This window comes from Algoriphagus algorifonticola, from assembly GCF_007655305.1.
GTDB lineage: Bacteria > Bacteroidota > Bacteroidia > Cytophagales > Cyclobacteriaceae > Algoriphagus > Algoriphagus algorifonticola.
This window is the reverse complement of record NZ_VLOG01000033.1, coordinates 5,307-24,522: the sequence shown is the minus strand read 5'-3', so window position 1 is coordinate 24,522 and position 19,216 is coordinate 5,307. Positions and strand designations below refer to the sequence as shown.

The 19,216-nt window shown below is 35.7% G+C and carries 13 protein-coding genes; 11 read left to right on the top strand and 2 right to left on the bottom strand.

Annotated elements, in window-relative coordinates; genetic code table 11:
• Positions 1-113 precede the first annotated feature (113 nt).
• From FL972_RS07185 to FL972_RS07140, 10 genes are all read left to right on the top strand, one after another.
• Positions 114-1,259: a 6-bladed beta-propeller gene (locus FL972_RS07185; protein WP_144604177.1), complete on the top strand. Its 1,146-nt coding sequence runs from the start codon at positions 114-116 to the stop codon at positions 1,257-1,259.
• Between the two features lie 9 nt (positions 1,260-1,268).
• The gene (locus FL972_RS19655) at positions 1,269-1,364 is read left to right on the top strand and encodes a cysteine peptidase family C39 domain-containing protein (RefSeq protein WP_219959485.1); all 96 of its coding nucleotides are present in this window, start codon (positions 1,269-1,271) and stop codon (positions 1,362-1,364) included.
• A 283-nt stretch (positions 1,365-1,647) separates the two neighbouring features.
• Complete coding sequence (locus FL972_RS07175) at positions 1,648-4,047, top strand: hypothetical protein (RefSeq protein ID WP_144604369.1); 2,400 nt, start codon at positions 1,648-1,650, stop codon at positions 4,045-4,047.
• Positions 4,048-4,611: a hypothetical protein gene (locus FL972_RS07170; RefSeq protein WP_144604368.1), complete on the top strand. Its 564-nt coding sequence runs from the start codon at positions 4,048-4,050 to the stop codon at positions 4,609-4,611. It abuts the gene before it with no gap.
• 116 nt (positions 4,612-4,727) lie between these two features.
• Positions 4,728-5,588: a DUF4007 family protein gene (locus FL972_RS07165; protein WP_144604367.1), complete on the top strand. Its 861-nt coding sequence runs from the start codon at positions 4,728-4,730 to the stop codon at positions 5,586-5,588.
• Entirely contained in the window at positions 5,581-8,799 is a 3,219-nt protein-coding gene (locus FL972_RS07160) for a hypothetical protein (RefSeq protein WP_144604366.1), read from the top strand. Before FL972_RS07165 ends, FL972_RS07160 begins: the two co-directional genes overlap by 8 nt.
• The gene (locus FL972_RS07155; RefSeq protein ID WP_144604365.1) at positions 8,800-9,924 is read left to right on the top strand and encodes a phosphoadenosine phosphosulfate reductase family protein; all 1,125 of its coding nucleotides are present in this window, start codon (positions 8,800-8,802) and stop codon (positions 9,922-9,924) included.
• A 9-nt stretch (positions 9,925-9,933) separates the two neighbouring features.
• Positions 9,934-11,427 carry a hypothetical protein gene (locus FL972_RS07150; RefSeq protein WP_144604364.1) on the top strand — a complete coding sequence of 498 codons (1,494 nt, stop codon included), beginning with the start codon at positions 9,934-9,936 and terminating at the stop codon, positions 11,425-11,427.
• A gap of 6 nt (positions 11,428-11,433) precedes the next feature.
• The gene (locus FL972_RS07145) at positions 11,434-12,561 is read left to right on the top strand and encodes a hypothetical protein (RefSeq protein WP_144604363.1); all 1,128 of its coding nucleotides are present in this window, start codon (positions 11,434-11,436) and stop codon (positions 12,559-12,561) included.
• Positions 12,561-13,400 (top strand): hypothetical protein, encoded by an 840-nt coding sequence (locus FL972_RS07140; RefSeq protein ID WP_222116012.1) that lies wholly within the window; start codon positions 12,561-12,563, stop codon positions 13,398-13,400. Before FL972_RS07145 ends, FL972_RS07140 begins: the two co-directional genes overlap by 1 nt.
• On the opposite strand, the gene FL972_RS07135 is transcribed toward FL972_RS07140, so the two are convergent.
• Together FL972_RS07135 and FL972_RS07130 are read right to left on the bottom strand one after the other, a co-directional pair.
• Positions 13,389-14,489 carry a cysteine desulfurase family protein gene (locus FL972_RS07135; protein ID WP_144604361.1) on the bottom strand — a complete coding sequence of 367 codons (1,101 nt, stop codon included), beginning with the start codon at positions 14,487-14,489 and terminating at the stop codon, positions 13,389-13,391. The two genes, FL972_RS07140 and FL972_RS07135, sit on opposite strands and share 12 nt — an antisense overlap.
• Entirely contained in the window at positions 14,489-16,279 is a 1,791-nt protein-coding gene (locus FL972_RS07130) for a cytidine/deoxycytidylate deaminase family protein (protein ID WP_144604360.1), read from the bottom strand. The genes FL972_RS07135 and FL972_RS07130 overlap by 1 nt, the downstream gene beginning before the upstream one ends.
• A gap of 1,802 nt (positions 16,280-18,081) precedes the next feature.
• Here FL972_RS07130 and FL972_RS07125 point away from each other — a divergent pair.
• On the top strand, positions 18,082-19,216 hold a 1,135-nt coding region (locus FL972_RS07125), incomplete at its 3' end, for a hypothetical protein (RefSeq protein ID WP_186300053.1).

Genomic DNA, 19,216 nt, shown 5'->3' with positions numbered 1-19,216 from the left:
CTGAAACAGGCTGTGCTGAAGGATCGCATTGTATTGCAGCAGAACAATAAAATTTCGGCCCTATTTAAATATTAATGGGGCCGAATATTTTTCAAAGAAAATTGAAATTTTAAATGGAAAACATAATGATTTCTAGGTGTAAAAAAAGCAGTTTAAATTTAGAAATGATTTCAAATTTTTTGCAAAGATATTGCAAAAATATACTTAGTATAATTGTAACTTTCGGCTTATTGATTTTAATTTTTGGGTGTTCAAAAGAAGATTCTAAAAATCAAGTAGAAGTAATAAATATTCCTCAAAGAAACGACAGAGTTAAAATTCAAGAAATTTCTTCTAAGATAACGTCTATTCAACTTGAGACAAGTAGTGATTCATATTTAGGTAGAATAGATGAAGTTAAAATCATAAATGATCACTTATTTATTTTGGACGATTTAAAGAAAATCTCAATTTTTGATCTAGATGGTAAGTTTAAATCCAGATTAGCACCAATTGGTGATGGACCTGGTGAATTAGGTGTAATTTATTCAATTTGTGAGGATAGAGATTCTGGTAAAATATATGTATCAACAGGTTATAGATTACTTGAGTTTTCTTCAGAATTCAAGTTTATCAAAGAGACCAAATTTTCTGGTGGTATTTATCATTTGTTTTTTGATAAAAATCAACTGTATGCCATAACGGATGATTTTTTACGGCAAGTTGATAAGAAATTTCAAACAGAGACTTTCATTTTAAAAATTGATGAAAACCTTGAAATCGTTGATTCAATAAGTTTTAGAAAGGTTGTCTTAGATTCAAAAATTATATCAGGTTATAGGTATAAGAATTGGATATCGAGAGATAAATCTGGTTTGTATTTCTATAAGCCAGTACTTACGCCTGACCTATTAGTCAGAGATACACTTTACGAAAAAATCGGGGATAATTTTTCTCCAATTTTAAAATTTAATTTTAATCATAATGTCTCTATTGATAATAATGGAATTAAATCATTAAATATCTATAATATTATTAAATCGAATGAGCATATTATTATAGAATTCCAGGATGAACTTAGAAGAGTAGCTTATATTAATTTGAATAATGGCTTGTCTAAAAATATACCTGGAGGATTCTCTTTCTCAGGTAATGATGATATAGTAATTCGACCGCTGGATTTAGAAAATGAATTATTCTATTTTATCCATTATGATAAGTATAGTGACAGCCAAACTCAGGAAATGAACCCTGTTGTGAATATTGTCAAATTAAAATAGACTACTGTTATTCCCCACTACAAACAACCAGATTCTAAAGATTGTGGCCCCACTTGCTTACGGATAATTGCAAAGCACCATGGGAAGCTTATTTCCTTAAAATAAATCCGTGAAATATTGGAGACTACCCGGGAAGAAAGTGAGATCGTCCCTTCTGCCTATTCGGCGATTGTTCGGCTCAAATTCTTTTTTCCACACCAAGTCCGCGTCAAGTGGAAAGATCAGTAGTCAAATACTTGGATAATTCCACTTTTGAAAAAGAGTTATTTAAAGCCTTTGTAGGTTTTAATTGAGAATTTGGATGAAAAATACCCTGCATAGGGTATTTTTTTAAAACCTGTAATTTCTTTTATTGTTGTGTTTCCTTTACAGTAGCCAATTCCTTGATATGACCAAATTAATTTTTGAAAAACTATATGAGTGCAAAACGGAGCAGGATGTTGAAAGATACATCAAAGACAATCCTCAATTTTTCAAAAATGAAAATTGGAAACCAATTGGGGGAACTGAATCAAATTTCAGCATAATAGAGAACCAACAATCCAATCCGATCGCTGCTTTGGTCGAAAAGGTTACAAATTCTATTGATGCTATTTTGATGAAAAAGTGCCTTGAATTAAATCTCGATCCAAAGGATAAAGTTGCTCCGAAATCCATGGATGATGCAATTGATAAATTTTATGGAAAGGAAGCCAAGAATTGGGATTTAAGGACTTTTCGGAGAAGTCAATCCGAAGAAATTCAAATTTTGGCAGATGGGCCAACCAAGGAAAGTGCTGTCATTATTTATGATAATGGGGAAGGCCAGAATCCTGAAAAATTCGAAGATACATTCTTGTCCTTGATGAGAGGCAATAAGAATGAAATTCAATTTGTACAAGGTAAATATAACATGGGAGGCAGCGGTGCAATTGTCTTTTGTGGCAAATTGGGCTTTCAGTTAATTGGGTCTAGACGATTTGATAAGAAAGGTGAATTTGGATTTACGCTAGTACGAGAACACCCACTTTCTAAAGTGGAACAAAGCACCAAGAAAAACACGTGGTACGAATACCTAACTATCGATGGGAAAATTCCTTCCTTTCAGATTGACAAATTTGATCTTAGACTTCATGGGAGACAGTTTGAAACGGGGACAATTATTAAAATGTTTTCCTATCAAATGAAGGGGGTTTCTGGCTTCGCCCAAGACCTAAGTCAAAATTTGAATGAGTTTTTGTTTAAGCCAGTACTTCCGCTATTGACAGTAGATAACAAAGAGAGGTATCCAAATAATGAGGTGCTTGAATCAACGGTGTTCGGGCTACAAAGAAGGTTAGAAGAGGATGGTGATAATTATGTAGAAGACTGGTTTTCAGAAAATTATTCTGATAGTCTTTTTGGCAAAATGAAAGTGACTTGTTATGTGTTCAAGGCCAAACGGGAAAATAGATCTGTCAAACAGACAAAGGACGATATAAGAAGAAATTTCTTTAAAAATGGAATGTCTGTTTTATTCTCAATGAATGGACAGGTCCATGGACATTACACTACGGAATTTATTACCAAGGGCTTAAAGTTTAATCTATTAAAAGACTATTTGCTGATAAATATTGACTGCACCCATTTAAATTATGAATTCCGGAAAGAACTTTTTATGGCATCTCGGGACAGATTGAGGCAGGGAGATGAATCCAATAAATTAAGGGAATATCTTCGGAAGAAGCTGACCAATTCTAAGTTGGTAGAAATTAATAAAGCCAGAAAGGATTCCATTGGTTTGGAATCAGAGGATACGCAAGAAATGGTGAAATCATTTGCCAAAAACCTTCCCAAAGATGGAGACCTTTTTAAGCTTTTGCAGAATACACTCAAGATTGAGGAAAAGGATAAGTCCCAAAAACCAGCTTCAAAAGCTCCCCAAAGACAGAAAGCCTTAGAAAAAGAATTTAAGCCCGAGCGATATCCTAGTTTCTTTAGATTGTACAATAGAAAAGATGAAAGCCAAGTATTTAGTGTTCCAATAGGTGGTGAAAAGACACTTAAATTTGAAACCGATGTCGAGGACCATTATTTTGATCGAGTGGAAGATCCAGGGGAACTTCAGGTGTCCGTTTTAAATGTGAAAAGAAAGGAGCAAAACGAAACTTCCGGAGGTGATAAACCAGGAAGTTCTTTTTATCCCGGAGATCTCATTAATGTTGTAACTTCGAGTCCAGACAGAGGTACAATAAAAATCACCATAAATCCCAATACGGAATTGCGCCAAGGTGATGAGATTGAAGTGAAAGCCTCACTCAAAGGTCCAGGAGAGACTTTTCAGGACGAAGTAGTGTTTTTAAAAATAGTAGATCCTGAAACTCCATCAAAACAAAAGGTAAAAGTCCAAGAAGACGATATGGACAGCCTAGGACTTCCAGAGCTCGTAAAGGTTTCCGAAAATGAATGGGATAATATGCCTTTTGAAATGGATCATAAGACAGTAATGTTTCCCTTGGCAGAAGGGGATAAATTGGAGAAAATTTTTATTAATCTGGATAGCTCCGTGTTTCTAAACCACAGAAAGAAACTGACCAATGAAGAGCAAATTTCTGTGGCACAGAGGAAATATTTGGCTTCCGTTTATTTCCATGCTTTATTTCTTTATATGACTACTAAAAATAAAGGCTATAATCTACAAAGGTCGAATGATGGCGAAATGGAAGACATGACTATAGCTGATTATGTTAGTGGAGTTTTTGATAGTTTCTATTCGGATTTTCTTTTGAATTTTGGAATGGAAAGTCTTTTGGCAGCTTTGGAGGACTAAATGGATTTCCTGAAAGGACAGATCGGACAACATATTCAGAACAAAGAGGGAAAATCTGATTGTTGGATAATTCATTGTTCCAATCAAGTTGATTTAAGCGAGGCAATAGCTTTTGCTGAGATTGCTGAAAACCAATTAGGAAAGAGGCATCCCCATCAATATAGGAGATGTAAATTGACACTAGAAAAATTTGTCAATCTTTTGGTAGGGGAGAGAACCAAAATAAGTAAAGTGACCTCTTTTCATGATTTACTGGAAGTAGTAAAAAGTTGTAAAGTGAAAGATATTGGCCCTTTGACTTTTTACGATACGGCAACAAGAATTGGAGCATATCTTAAAATTTATCCCGAGATGATCTACCTGCACAGAGGTACAAGGATAGGTGTCGAAAAGCTTTTGGATAGGAAAATCAAATCAGACACTTTAGAAAGGTCTGAGTTGCCAGCAGTTTTTCAGGATCCAAGAATCACATGTGATGATATTGAAGATATTTTATGCCATCTGAGTAAGTTGAATGGTGGCGAGAAAAAGGAGTTGAAGGGATTTAGAAAAGGTAGTTGTTAATAGGTCTAATTCTGATATCGTTTTCGAATATTTTGGGTTAATAAATATCGTTTTCAGGTATTTTTAATCCGTTTTCCTTTATTTTGTAAGCACTTACAGCTGACTATAATTCACCAATGCACACCGAAAAAATCACTTTTACAGGCCATGATACCTTTCACTGCCGAAGCTTTTGGCTCAAAAAAGGTGTTGATTTTCTGGACGATAATGGTGAGTTTGGTGCGGAAGAGGCGGTTTTGAAATTGGGCGTTGGTAAAAACATGGTGGCTTCCATTCATTTTTGGCTTAAGGCGTTTGGAGTTAAAAACGAGAAAGGGTATGTTTCGGAATTGGCAAATAGCATGTTCACCAAAGGGGGATGGGACGAGTTCTTGGAAAACCCTGGAAGTCTTTGGATTTGGCAGTACCATTTGGTGAATTTAGGAAGGGCGAGTATCTACCAATTGTTCTTCAAAGAATTCAGAAAACAGCAACGCAGAAATCAATTCACTAAAACCCAACTGGAGCAATTCCTGAAGAGAAAATCGGAAGGAAAGGTTGCCGATAAAACATTGAAAAATGATATCAAGGTATTTATTAAAATGTATCTGGTTGAGGACAAAATGGGAAAGGGAGTCGAGGACGATCTTTCATCCATGTTCATTGAGTTGAATCTCATTTCTGAGGTGGATGCCTCGGAGAAAGAAATCACTTATCAGCTTAGGGTGGATATGAAAAAAGAAATTCCTTCACCTATTTTTCTTTACTGCATCTTAGACTCATTTCCAGAAAGGGAATCGATCTCCATGGATGAAATCATTGATGAGGTGGGAGATGCATTGGTCTGTACCAATGAGGGTGTAGAGCGGCACGTTGGCAAATTATGTGAATTGTATCCCCAGCAGGTGGTTTTTAAAGAGGATGCAGGAAGAAAAGAAGTGCAAATCGATGCAGGTTTGGACAAATGGGAAGAATTAACAAAGTATTACAATGGCTGATTTTTCAGTTTCTACCAATATAATCAGGGATAAAGAGCGTAATATTCATTATATCCCTACTCCCAATGCCAAGCAAGTCTATGAGCGGATAGTGAATAACTTTCAGACTGGACACCGAGCATTTAATATTGTGGGTTCTTATGGAACTGGTAAGTCTAGTTTTCTTTGGGCCTTGGAGCAAAACCTTATAGGAAAAAATGAATCCTTTTTTGGAGCTGTTAATGGTCACTTCCAAGGCATTAAGAACTTTCAATTTCTCAATATCATTGGTGAAAGTAGGTCTTTCAAAGAAGCCATTGCCGAGAAGATCCATGCCAAGAATACTTCGACAAAATCTATTTTAAATTATCTGGAGGACAGTTCAGACAAAAACTCATGTACTGTTCTTGTTGTTGATGAATTTGGAAAGTTCTTGGAATATGCGGTGGCAAATGATCCTGGAGTTGAATTATACTTTATTCAAGAGCTAGCGGAGTTTGCCAATAGTCCGGACAGAAATCTAATCCTGATTACAGCACTCCATCAAAATTTCGGTTCTTACTTCTACGGCCTAAAGGCCAATGAGCGAAATGAATGGGAAAAGGTACGTGGTAGGCTACTGGATATCAGCTTCAATGAGCCAGTTGAACAATTACTTTTCCTAGCAGGAGAAAGGCAGCAGGAATTAGGCTATCAAGTAACAGATGAGGAGAAGTTTAAAAAGTTAAAGAGTCTATTGCAAAAATCCAACCTGATCAATAATACTGGGATTTTGGATGGAGATCTGGCGAGAAAGCTTTTTCCACTGGATTATTTGTCTGCCTATGTTTTGGTCAATGCTTTAACTAGATATGGCCAAAATGAGCGCTCCTTATTCACCTTTTTGTCTTCCAAAGAAAAGATCGGATTAGCAGGTTGGGATGAGAAAAGCGGACAAGGCTTTCATTTGGGTAGAGTTTACGATTACCTCTATGCTTCTTTATCCTCTTACCTCTTGGATCGGAAATTTAACCAAGATAAGACGACTTGGGAAAGTGTTTTTCTGGCTTTTGAAATGGTAGGTTTATTCGTCTCAAATGAAGAGGAATTGGAGCAAATGGAAAATTTACTAAAGACAATTCTGTTGGTCAATCTCTTTGCGCGGGAATTTGGAACTTGGGATGAATCCACTATTTGTGAGTATGCCCAATTGACCATGGGAATTTCCTATCCTAAAAAACTCCTTCAAACACTAAAAAGCAATCGGATTATTACATATTCCTATGCTTACAATAAATTCAAGCTTTCGACAGGAACTACCCTAAATATTGAAGAAGCGATAGAAAATGCAGGAAAGGATTTCAATACAGATATTTCCCTGACGGCACTTCTGAAGCAGTATGTCAATCTACCTATTGTACAGGCTAAGGCTTATCAGTACAAATATGGTACACCTCGATTATTTCAGTATCGATTTGTAGAAGAGTTTGCTTTTACTGAACCTGAAGGTGAATTGGATGGATATATCAATATTCTATTTAATGATAAAGATATCAAAAAGGATTTACTCAAAATTTCTTCGGATTTAGCCTATCCTCAACTTTTTGTTATTATCAATTCCTTGGAGAATATCAGGCGACCTCTTTATGAAATTGAGAAAATCAAAAAGGTGCTGGAAAACGAAGCTAAAGATGATGAAAAGGCTAAAGATATGCTCTTTGAGGAAATGAAATATCTCGAAAATGAGATTATTTCATTGATTGATAGCTATTTATTTACAAGTTCTCCGGATTCTTATTGGGTTTATAATAGGGAGGAGATTTTCATCAAATCCAAAACAGATTTTAACAAGAAGCTTTCCAAGATTTGTGAGGAGAAATTTGGGGAGACCCCTCGATTTAGAAATGAACTGGCTAATAGGGAATACCTTAGTACTCCGATTATGACGGCGAGGAAGGCCTTGCTCTCTGATCTATTGGAAAGTGCCCATTTAAAGGAGTTAGGTTATGATCCCGATAGATTCCCACCTCAAAAGACGATCTATCTTTCCCTTTTAAGAGAAACTGGGATTCATAGAGAGCTAGCCGATGGGATATATGAGTTGGGGGAACCGACAGATCTAAGTTTTGCTCCTTTATGGAACCAAAGCATGGAATTTCTGGCATCTACCGAATTTTCAAAGCGGAATCTCGATGAATTCTATCAGCTACTGAGATCTGGCAGTCTTAAGCTAAAAAAGGGATTTGTCGAGTTTTGGGTGCCAATTTTCCTGATTATCAAAAAAGAAGATTTCGCCCTATATCATAATGACAGGGGCTATGTTCCCTATATTGATAATGATGTGTTGGATTTGATTCATAAGAAACCAACTGATTACAGCATCAAATCTTATCGAATTGAGGGGGTAAAGTTGGATCTTTTTCAGCAGTATAGGGAAATCACGGCCATAGCTGAAGGCTTAGGGCAGGGATCAAGCTTTATCAGGATATTCAGCTCCTTTGTGCGGTTTTATAGAAATTTGCCTGCGTATACCCTTCAAACGAATAAATTAACGGAACATGCAAAAGGATTTCGGGAAGCGATTAGAAAATCTGAAGATCCTGCCTCTGCACTGTTTGAGTCAATACCGATGGCATTGGGCTATGGGAAAATAAATTTCGAGGAAAACCCTGAGGTATTAAAAGGATTTGTTGATCAGCTAAACGCTGCAATTTATGAGTTGCGTACAGCCTATGATGAACTTCTTAACCGAATCGAGGGAAGTTTGCTGAATGTGACAGCAATCAAAGAATCCGAATTCCTTTTATATAAGGCTACTTTACAAAAAAAATACAAAGGAGTAAAATCTCATTTGTTGATACCTAAATTTAAAGTGTTTCATACCCGCTTGATGTCGAAGTTGGATGACCGGGACAGTTGGTTAAAGTCTATCGCAGATCAACTATTGGGAAAATCCATCGATAAGATGAACGACCAAGAGGAAATGATTTTATTGGAAAGCTTTAAGGAAGCTTTTTCCAATCTAGATCGAGTTTTAGAGGTTCATGAGTTTTTGGGCCATGAGGAAAATGAAGCCTATACTTTTGATTTGATAGATAAGACAGGAAAAGTTTTCCATGAGAAGGTCTCATTGACTCTGGAAAACCAGGAAAAAGTAATTGAACTTTATGAGCAACTGAATACTTTATTAAACAAAAAGGAAAAGTTGCTTAATAAAGCAGCTTTAGTTAGATTGTTAAAAGATTTTTTATAAATGACGAAAGTTCGACATGTATTAGGAATATCAGGAGGCAAAGATTCTGCTGCTTTGGCTTTGTATCTCCGTGATCTTTATCCAAAACTTGATATTGAATATTATACAAGTGATACAGGTAGGGAATTGGATGAGACATATGCCCTGATAGAGCGATTGAAAAGTGCTTTAGGTAGAGACATCATCGAGATCAAGCCGATTGAAGAAAATTATACAAATGCAGAAAGTAACTTTGATCATTTTCTAGAACTTTATGGAGGCTATCTTCCCAGCTCTATGGCCAGATGGTGTACCAAAAAACTGAAATTGGAACCTTTTGAAGACTATATAGGAGAGGAGCCTACTATTTCCTACGTGGGAATCAGGGGGGATGAGGATAGGGAAGGTTATATTTCCAAGAAACCAAATGTGCAATCAATTTTCCCATTCAGAGAAAATATCTGGAGTGAGGATGTGATTAAGAAAGTGCTTTCTAATCAGAGTATGGAGCAAGTTTGGTCTTTGTATGGAGAGGTATTAGGTGAAAATGAACTGAAGGCAGCAAGTCCCTATTTAACCAAAAAAATAGGATTGAATTTTACCCAAAAGCAGAAGTTAAAGGCCTTGCTTCGAATTGGGGTGAAGGAGTTTAATCAGGTAGTCTTCCAATTTTTAAAGACCACCGACTATCCCGTAGGCAAACTGGACTCTTTTCCCTTGATAGAAAATGAGGATATCATTCGCTTGGATGACGTTTTTCAAATCTTGGAGAATTCTGGAGTAGGTGCGCCAGGGTATTATAAGAAGCTGGATTACGAGGTAGAGATAGACGGGGAGCAAAAGAAGGGTGTATATGCCCGAAGTAGATCAGGTTGTTTTTTCTGCTTCTACCAACAGAAGATCGAATGGGTTTGGCTACTAGAGCAACATCCCCAACTTTTCGAGAAAGCAATGACCTACGAAGTAGATGGATATACTTGGATGCAGGATGAGACCTTGGAAGAACTCGCTCATCCTGAGAGGGTAATCTCCATCAAAAAAGAACATTATTTAAGAACCCACCGAGAGCAAAGCAAGTCCGCTAAATCCTGGCAAGATGATATTTTAGCTGCTGAAGGGGTGGGCTGTGCTAGCTGTTTTATTTAAGGAAGAATAATGGATAATTTTAAAGTCATATTATTAAATGACTATGAAGTAGAACTTCGTTATATAAATGAAGAATTCATTATTGAAATGGGTTTTGAAAATAAGATCATTGAAAATAATTTTTTTTCTGGGTTAAGTGATGTGAAGCATTTAAAAATCAAAGTTTCAAATGATGCATTAAATGTCGAACGCATGTTTCAATACTTAAATGTCTGTTATTTATATTTTGGATTTATACCAAAATATAATTTCAAATCTAAATTTGATCCAATATTTAGATTTGAAATCATTGTAGGTTTAATAAATAGAATTGATATTAAATCTTTTTCACTTTCATTAAGTAATTGCCATTCTATAGATAGTGATAGTTATATTTTTGAATTAAATTCTATGACTCCAGAGTACTTTTTAAATATTTTGCAAACTAATACAAAAGCTAGGAGATTGGGTTATTTAAAGCTGATTATATCTCTTTTTAAGGAGTCTAACTATTTTCCAATTAATTATTTGAATAAAAAAATTGAGCTAGCAAGCAGTGATTTTTCAAATGATCTTGATGAATATGGCGTTACAGATTTTGGAAATAATAAAGGGTTGATTAAATTGACTTCATCTGGTATTTCTGCAAAGCCATATACTGATCTTTTAGAAGAGTTGAATTTAGTTACTCGTGTTAATAATACATATGTTTTGACAAAACAGGCAAAGGTTTATTTTGCTTTTCAGTCAAATATTGGTGATTTGAGAAGTATTAATAGCAACCTTTTTTTCTTAAATGAGATCGATAGGTTATTTTTCCTTAGACAAATATTTTTATCAGATTCATTATATATAATTGTTTTATTAGATATAATTAAAATCACTGGTCAGGTTTCTATAAAAACAATTAAGGAGGTTTTTCAATTGTATTTACTTGATGAAATGGAAAGACTCCAGCATAGTTCAAATGATTTTTCTTTTATTAGAAAAGTTTCAGATATTAGAAAAAGAATTAGGAGTTGGTTGAAACCTCAAGTTTATTTGGAACATATAGTTGAGCCTCGAATCAATTGGTTGCTGGATTTGAATTTAGTGATTCAAGATAAAAAGTCTAGTATTACAGAATATAGTCTTTCTATTTATGGGGAAAGATTTTTGTCAATTATTTCTTCTACTCTTGAAGTGGGTGAAAATAGGGAGGTTTATTCTCGTAAAATTGTTAATAACCATTTTTTCGGAATATTTGATAGTGTGTATCATTCTAGTGGGTATAAGAAAGTTAGTGGGTTTTATGAAATCGAGCCTATGATTAGGGAATCATTTTTGATTTTTAAAACCAATGCCCCAAATAGAATTGCGGCATCTCAAGCAATAGATTATGTTTCTTTCAAATCTTATTTTGAATATAGAAAAATTGTTGAGTTTGAAGAAGTAAGAGCAATGCTTGAGAGAAATAATGATATGGTTAAAATGGATTGGTTTAGAACTGAGTCTGATGGAGCGTTATACATTAATAAAAAATGAAAACAAATGGAATTAAATGACCTTTTTTTTAAAGAGAATCCTTTCAGAACAGGTCCGTCTTTAAATCCAGCGGAATTGTTGTGGGCGGGTTTTCCAAAATTGAAATCTGATATAGAAAGTCGATTGGTTTTTGCAATGAAAACGTCTCCTTCGAGGATTGTTTTAAATTGGGGAAGATACGGAAGTGGTAAGACTCATGCTGCTAATTATTATACAAAAACGAATAGAGTTAATCAAATTGCGACAGAAAAAAATACAATCGAACCTAGGTGTATTAAGATAAATCTTCCGAGAACTAGTAAAGATCCAGTCCAGTCTTTTTTTAGGAGCTTCCTTGGTCAAATAGGTTTAAAGCAAATTAAGGAGGATCTAGATAGATTGAATACTGAGTATCCAGGACAGATTGGGCAGATTATTGATATAAATTCTAATGATATTATTGTGTCAGATTTATTTAAGCTTTTGATTGAAGAGGATGGTTCGGATGAAGATTTTTTCCCTACAGTTGAAGCTTATATATTTGGTGATAATGCCAAAAGTACACTTCAAAAACTTGGACTTCCTTTTGGATTGAGAGATGATGAACAAGTTGTAAATTTTTTGAGTACATATCTGAACTGTATTACTTATGAAAAGCATATTTATTCTGCATTTATTCTGTGGATTGATGAGTTTGAAGATATAGATACATTAAACAAACAAAGTCAAGATAGAATAACTACTTTCATACGTCAATTATTTGATAAAACTCCTAATAATTTTTTATTATTTTTGAATTTTACTCCAAAGACATTTTTCAATGTTGAGGATTTATCAATAATGCTTGGAGAGGCTTTATCAACGCGTGCGAAAATTCGAATTAATTTTCAAGAGCCAAACATTGGGGAAGCTATTCAATATATTAAAGAGCTGATTGCTTCTCAATTGATTGAAGGGTCTAATGAATTAGGACCATTTTTGGATGAAGGCGTGTTTGAATATGTATTGGAAAATATAGGAATTCTTTCTGTTAGAAAAATAAATGAAGTTCTTTCTCTAATTTTAGAACTTGCTGTTTTAATGGAACATAGCAAACCTATTGATGTTGATTTTGTAAAGTCTATACGGGATGAAATACCATCTTTTGAATCTTAATGATGATAATATATCTAGATACTTGCTCTATTTTGAATTTACTGCAGGCAAATTATTCGGATGAATTTTTGGTTTATTTAGAAAAGGAATTTGATAATGTTTTTATTGCCCCAATTGTTTTAGAGGAGTTGGAAAAAAATAAATATGTGAATATTATTGAGGATGAATCTAGAGAAATTTTGGATGAAATATTAGACTCAAGAGTTTCGAGATATGTTGATAAATTAGATGTCAAGGATGCTAACGGTTTTACTTTAAGAAAGAATTTGGGCAAATACAAACCGAATGGTGAGTCTCATTCAGTTTCTCATTCTTTAAATTTCAGTAGGTTTGGAGGTGATGATATTTCTGATTTTCTATTAAATACTCATATACTTACAGATGATCATCCGGCAAAAGAGGATTTTAATTATTTTAGCAGCTTAAACCTGCTTGGGAAATTTTTAGATAGCATTGATATTGTTACCTTTTTTTGGTTAAAAGGTTATATTTCAAGGAATCAAGTGCTAAAGTATTGTGATTCAATTAAACAGCTATATTTTAAAGATGTTTCTTTATTAATTCAGGAATTAAAAATTTTAAACTCTAGTTTTTCTGGCAGATTTAATTCATCTGAAAGATTATTTTTAGTAAATCTAATTGATAAATTGAATAGTATTAATGAAGGAATTTCTGATTTCTTGATTGAAATACGTAAGCATAATAATTTTAAGAAAATTAAAAGCAGGAAAATCGATACTTTAATGGAAAATATTATTGGATTCTCAGTGGGACCAAAAATAAATTATATTAACAGTAGGATGAAAGATTTAGAAAAAGTTTGGCTCTTAGAAGAATAGTTTTATTTCAGCGTTTATATTTTTTTCCCCTATACTAACCCTTATTGAATTCTCCGCTTCCCTATCTCCCAAGCCCATTGCCTTCAAAACATGTGAAGGCTGAACTAATGCAGAATTACAGGCTGATCCTTGGGCGACAGCGATTTTATTTCTGTTCCTTAGGATAAAGGATTCTGCTTCTTCATTTTTTAATTGGAAATTGCTGAAGTGGGGAAGTCTAGGAGCATTCCTCCCATTCACTTTAATTTTCCCTGTTTTTTCTAATTCGGACTCAAAGTCATCCCTTATTTTTTTTACTTTCCAATAAGTATCTTCCATTTCTTCTAAACAAAGCTGTGTGGCCTTAGCTAAGCCTACTATACCTGGAACATTAAGCGTTCCTGACCGTAGCCCAAACTCATGACCGCCTCCGTGAATTTGAGGAGTCAGTTTAATTCCTTTTCTGACAAATAGTCCTCCTATTCCCTTTGGACCATAAATTTTGTGGGCACTAAAGCAGAGCATATCGATAGAAGCTTCTAAAACGTCTATTGGGACTTTGCCATAGGCCTGGGTTGCATCGGTAAAGAATAATACATCTGAGGATTTGCAAATTTCCCCAATAGTTTTGATATCTTGTAAGACTCCAGTTTCATTATTCGCAGTCATAACACTTATCAAAAGCGTGTCTTTTCGAATGTTGTTCCTTAATTCATCCAAGTTTATTAAGCCTTCAGAATTTACTGTAAGATAGGTGACTTCTCCTCCAATTTCCTCAAGGTAAGCGCAAGTATCTAGTACCGCTTTATGCTCGGTCCGAACTGTGATAATATGGGGTTTTTCATGTCCATAGTTAAAAAATGCTCCTTTTAGTGCCAAATTAATGGATTCTGTGGCACCAGAGGTAAAGTGTATTTCTTCTTCTTGTGCATTTATAGCATGGGCAATAATCCTCCTGGACTCATTTACTGCTTTCGCAGCTCTTTCTCCGAAAGTATGTGTGGTACTAGCCGCATTGCCATAATCCTCCAAAAAGTAGGGGGTCATAGCCTCAAATACTCTTGTGTCGAGGGGTGTGGTGGATGCCAAGTCAAGGTAGAGAGGAGTCATTATTTTTTAAGAAGTTCAATTTGAGACTCCAATTTGGAAATTTTGGCTTTCAGAACTTTTATTTCTGATTTTTCTTTTTTCTCATAGGCTAGTCCAGTGGCTTGTTTTATTTCGTCTTTGTATGACAGTAGGGGATTATATAGTTTGAAATATGATCCTCCTATTGCTCCTGAAAAAAGGATTAACTCGGGATTATTTATTCCTCCATTGAGAATATGACTTGTTGCTATTCCCGGATATGGGTCAATGTAATATATTTTTCTAATTCCTAATTGATATGCTTTTTTAGAGCATAGCTCACATGGGCTTGCTGTTGTAAATAATATTCCAGATTCAATGCCACTATTTCCGTATTTAGAAAGTTGTAAAAATGCATTTTCTTCAGCATGAAGGGATCTTGTATGAACTTGGTTTTTTTCACCTTCTACACTATTCTGAATATCCTTGAAACAATATGAAATGTTATTTCCACAATTATGAAAGTTATTTACTTCATTAGTTGATAAAGCTGTATTTGCAACATCCCTGAAATTTTCATTTTGTCTTTCGTACTCACTAAATGCATGTTCATCTTTTTTACCTAGTAGATCTCTTGAATTTCTAAGTAAACAAGGAACTTGAAATTGAGGTGTGTTATTCCAGCCGATTGCTTTGATTGAAAAGTTTTTGTCTGTTATCGCTGCTCCTACTTGTCTTGAAATGCACCCTGAATTTGATTTTGCCGAAAAGGCAAGTTGCATTACTCTTTCCGAAGATGAAGGAGTAATTATTCCTGGTTTCATTATTAGAGAATAGTATTGCAATAACTGGTATTGCAAGTTTTCAACTGAACTTCCAGGGTTATTTATATGTATATCTGATATTTCAATACATTTTTGAATATCCTGAGAAATATATAAATCATTCCCTGTTAACTTCTTAGGATATTCTTTATTGTCTAGAGAATCAATTTCCGGCTTTTTCAACCCTAGATATTTTAGCCTTTTTCTTCTGGTATCGTCACTGGTGTTAATAGAAAATAAATAGAAGGAATTATATCTTTCCCGTAAATAATAAACTTCGAAAGGATTTCTGAGTGCATCCAACACTACTAAGCATCCAGTCCCATCGAATTCAGACTTTTTTCGAAGAAGTTTGATTAATTTATTCATTTTGGCAACTAAAGCATCCGATTTATTAATATCTAAACTTCCACTTCCAAAGGCATTTCCTGTAGATCTTATATTGTTCCCAATTTTTTGAAAAAGAGACGTAAACTCATTTGTAAGGATATCTTGTATTTTTTTCTTTAATGTGTTTGTAAACTTTGGTAGATTTTCAAAATGAAAATTATATTTCTCTTTAATTTTTTCAAGTTCTGTTTCACTTTCTTTATCATTCTCCTTTTTCTGTATTTTTTGACGAAAGAGATGCATTTCGTTGTATTCAGCCTCGATAGACTTAAATTGTTCCTTGATTTTTTCAAAATCATCAATACTTGAGAAGTTTTCTAAGATAAAATCTAGGAAACTTTCAAATGGATTTTCTAGAATAAAAGCAGTTATTATATCCTTAGCTCTTATCGAATAGAATGGTTTCCAGTTATTTTGTGCAAAATGTAGAATTATTCTTTTTTTTCGATTCTCATTTGGGTTGGATTCTCCAAGATTGAAGTCTTCAAAATTTATTTCATTTTTGTCCTTGAGAAAAAACTCAGTTGCTGTAGTGCATCCAGAACCAGTTCTCCCTGTTAATCCTATAACTAGGAAGTTTCTTCTATAAGAATATATTTTTGAAATTCCCTCATTCATAACCTTTGTTGTTTAAATTCTAAATAAAAATGTATCATTTCTACATTTAAAAAAAGCTTCAATTTTTTTCTAAAGTATTCTAATTCAAACCACCTCTTCCTCTCCTCAGTAATCACAAGCCATTATTCAGAATCACTATCGTTTGCCAATTGATGGCAGAATGGGTTCTACACAATATAGTAAAAAGTTATTTTGTCTTTTTGCCTGGATATAATTTTTCCATTTTTTGACAATGGGCTAAAGCTTTATTATCAGGAATTTCTAGGTAAAGCTTCCCAAAAGTTTTTAAGTCTAGATCAAAGGTGTCAAGGCATTTTAGAATAGTTGTAAAAAGAGGAAGAGATTGACACCTCATTATTGCCGTGATCGTTGCATTTCTCATTTCTATTCCAAGAGCAAGTTCTGAGAAGTTATAAATGAGACCAATAGGTTTGGGGTTACCTGCTTTCTGAAGCTCCTTTTTCCTATCGTTCAAATCAGCAATTCTGGACAAGAATATAATTGAAATTTTGCCTTTTACAATCTGCTTATTGACCTTTCCCATGGCACAATCAAAAAAATCTTAAATTTTTTCTTTTACGCTGTAGCGTAAAATGAAATAATTTATTAGATTAGCATTATGTTAAAATCTGATTATTAAGGAATAACCTTTTATTAACTTTAGTATTTAACGGTACTGTTTTACGAGCCTCGTCACAAAATCTGACAATTTTCCGAACGAGGGTAAGTGAGACGGGCCTTAGCCTTATATTTGTGCATAGGGCGGGCTCTCTCCTTATTTCTATTGTTCGGACCTTTGCGAAAGCAGGGGTGGCTTGTCAGAGCCATGTGGCAATAGAGTTTGGAGTTTTGCTTGCCCTTACTTTTTTGTAAGTGTTTGCTGTCCATTTCTATAGGACTCGTTTTACCATTTTTCATGTCTATTGAAAACGAGCATGATTGATTTACTTCCTTTTCTGTTGCAGACAGTAGCCTGTAGGATCCACAGGTTGGGAGAGTATGCTCTTCTGGTAAGCGGGTCATTGTGTTCTCTTCCTATTACACATTATCTATTACCAGAGGAGCTCGGCATCACCGCGATTGATCGCCTTTTTCCCCTAAAACCAAAGAACCCTATTTGAACCTATTTTTTCTCCCTGATTGCTTCCCAAGGGGCTTGTATTACCCAAGGGGACTACTACCGATGATCAGGGAGTGACGTTATCCGTGATTGGTATAGTTATATCGTGGAATTGTCATGGAAATACAGTAGAAATACCATAGAAATATAGCCAGCTAGCTGGCTGAAATAGACTCCTACTTTGAAGCTATTATTTCGCGAACGAAGAGAGCGTATTTCACAAAGAGTATTTCGCTGAAAGCATATTTCTAAAACCATCGAGCCTAATTAATATTGGCTCTTCGGACCACGAAAAAGATTTCTATTACGGTAAATTTAGATAAGCCTTCCGCTGCAGAGGATTTTTGCTTATCACATTTAATCAATTTCTAATCAAGACCGACTGACCCGGATGATGATCTGGACTCAGGATAGGAGAGGTCTGTCTTCGTCATTGCGCCTGCCCGCTGGGGCGGGAGGGGAAAGACACTCGACGAAGGAGAGTGTATGGACAGCTTGTCCCGAAGAAATTCGGGAGTGACGTGTCCGGATTGTGAGACTGCTTCGCTTCGTTCCTCCGCTCGCAGTGACGTACCCAATTGTGAGACTGCCGCGTCGCCCTATGGGGCTCCTCGCAGTGACGTCTCTGGTCTTCGTCTCCCGTCTTCCAGCATCCCTCATCGGTCATCTAAAATCCAAAACAATGAACAAACTTCTATACACCTTCTTCCTAGGCTATATGCTCCTATATGGAGGAAATCTTTTGAGTCAGCGGAAAGTTGCCGATTCACCCCCGGGAAATGGTCTTGTTGATGCCAGTTCCCTCCAATCAGGGCGGGAGGAGTACAGCACTCCCGCCCAAAAGGTGGAGGAGAACACCACCCTCATCTATGGGGAAATCATCAATCCGGATTCGCTCAGTCCACTTTCCCTTAAGATTATCCCTTACTACATTTCTCCCAGAACGACTTTCCTCCAAGAGGAACTTATGCTGAGTCCGGTGAAAGGCGAATTCTATGATGGGGTGATGAATCCAAGAACAAAAAAGTTTGAAACGCAGATTTTACTTTCCGACCGACCTGGATACCTTTCCCTTTTCTTGGGCAACCGCCCGCTTCTGGAAGACTATCTGGTCTTACCCGGTGATAGCATCAAACTGAAGCTGGACCTCAGTAGAAATGCCATAATATTTGCAGGCAAAAACCAAGACTTCTATGAAGCCCAATTTGCTCTGAAACGCCTGGACCAGCAGCGGGAATTTGATTCCCCCAGACAACTCATTATCCCGGAAACCAGCAGTTTGCTTACTCGGACCGGAAGCCAGGAGAAGATCGACTATTTCAGGGGGAGATTCGGTGCCGAACTCCTGATCCTTAAACCCGGTAAAGAAAGCCTCCATTACCTGATTGGGCAGGCCGACCAAGCTGTGGACATCCTGAAACCCAAACTAGAAATATTGGACTTCTATCAGCCCAAACTGAGCCCTAAGAACTGGGACCTCCTCCGTGCCGAAGTTTATGGCAACTTCTACTACAGTATCCTGTCCACCTTCCGAAAATTCCACTATCCCTATGTGGAGCATAAATTCAGTGCGAAGGACCGAGAACACTATAGACAGCGCTTGACTGATCTGCTGACCCAGCTAAGGAATCTGGAATTTGATTCCCAATCCAAGCTGATTTCTGCCGCTTTTCTGGATTTGGAACTAGAAAGATTGATACTGAATGCCCTTTGGGAAAACAGATCCTTTCTCGAGCTGGTACAGGAAAACCATTCCGGGGAACTGGCAGACCGCCTGCAGGCAGCTTACCTGTCCAATTACCTCGCTTCCCATACCG

Coding starts and splice junctions, on each gene's coding strand:
- FL972_RS07175 (WP_144604369.1), top strand. CDS start 1,648: ATGACCAAATTAATTTTTGAAAAACTATATGAGTGCAAAACGGAGCAG.
- FL972_RS07140 (WP_222116012.1), top strand. CDS start 12,561: ATGATGATAATATATCTAGATACTTGCTCTATTTTGAATTTACTGCAG.
- FL972_RS07165 (WP_144604367.1), top strand. CDS start 4,728: ATGCACACCGAAAAAATCACTTTTACAGGCCATGATACCTTTCACTGC.
- FL972_RS07145 (WP_144604363.1), top strand. CDS start 11,434: ATGGAATTAAATGACCTTTTTTTTAAAGAGAATCCTTTCAGAACAGGT.
- FL972_RS07185 (WP_144604177.1), top strand. CDS start 114: ATGGAAAACATAATGATTTCTAGGTGTAAAAAAAGCAGTTTAAATTTA.
- FL972_RS07160 (WP_144604366.1), top strand. CDS start 5,581: ATGGCTGATTTTTCAGTTTCTACCAATATAATCAGGGATAAAGAGCGT.
- FL972_RS07150 (WP_144604364.1), top strand. CDS start 9,934: ATGGATAATTTTAAAGTCATATTATTAAATGACTATGAAGTAGAACTT.
- FL972_RS07135 (WP_144604361.1), bottom strand. CDS start 14,489: ATGACTCCTCTCTACCTTGACTTGGCATCCACCACACCCCTCGACACA.
- FL972_RS07155 (WP_144604365.1), top strand. CDS start 8,800: ATGACGAAAGTTCGACATGTATTAGGAATATCAGGAGGCAAAGATTCT.
- FL972_RS07170 (WP_144604368.1), top strand. CDS start 4,048: ATGGATTTCCTGAAAGGACAGATCGGACAACATATTCAGAACAAAGAG.
- FL972_RS07130 (WP_144604360.1), bottom strand. CDS start 16,279: ATGAATGAGGGAATTTCAAAAATATATTCTTATAGAAGAAACTTCCTA.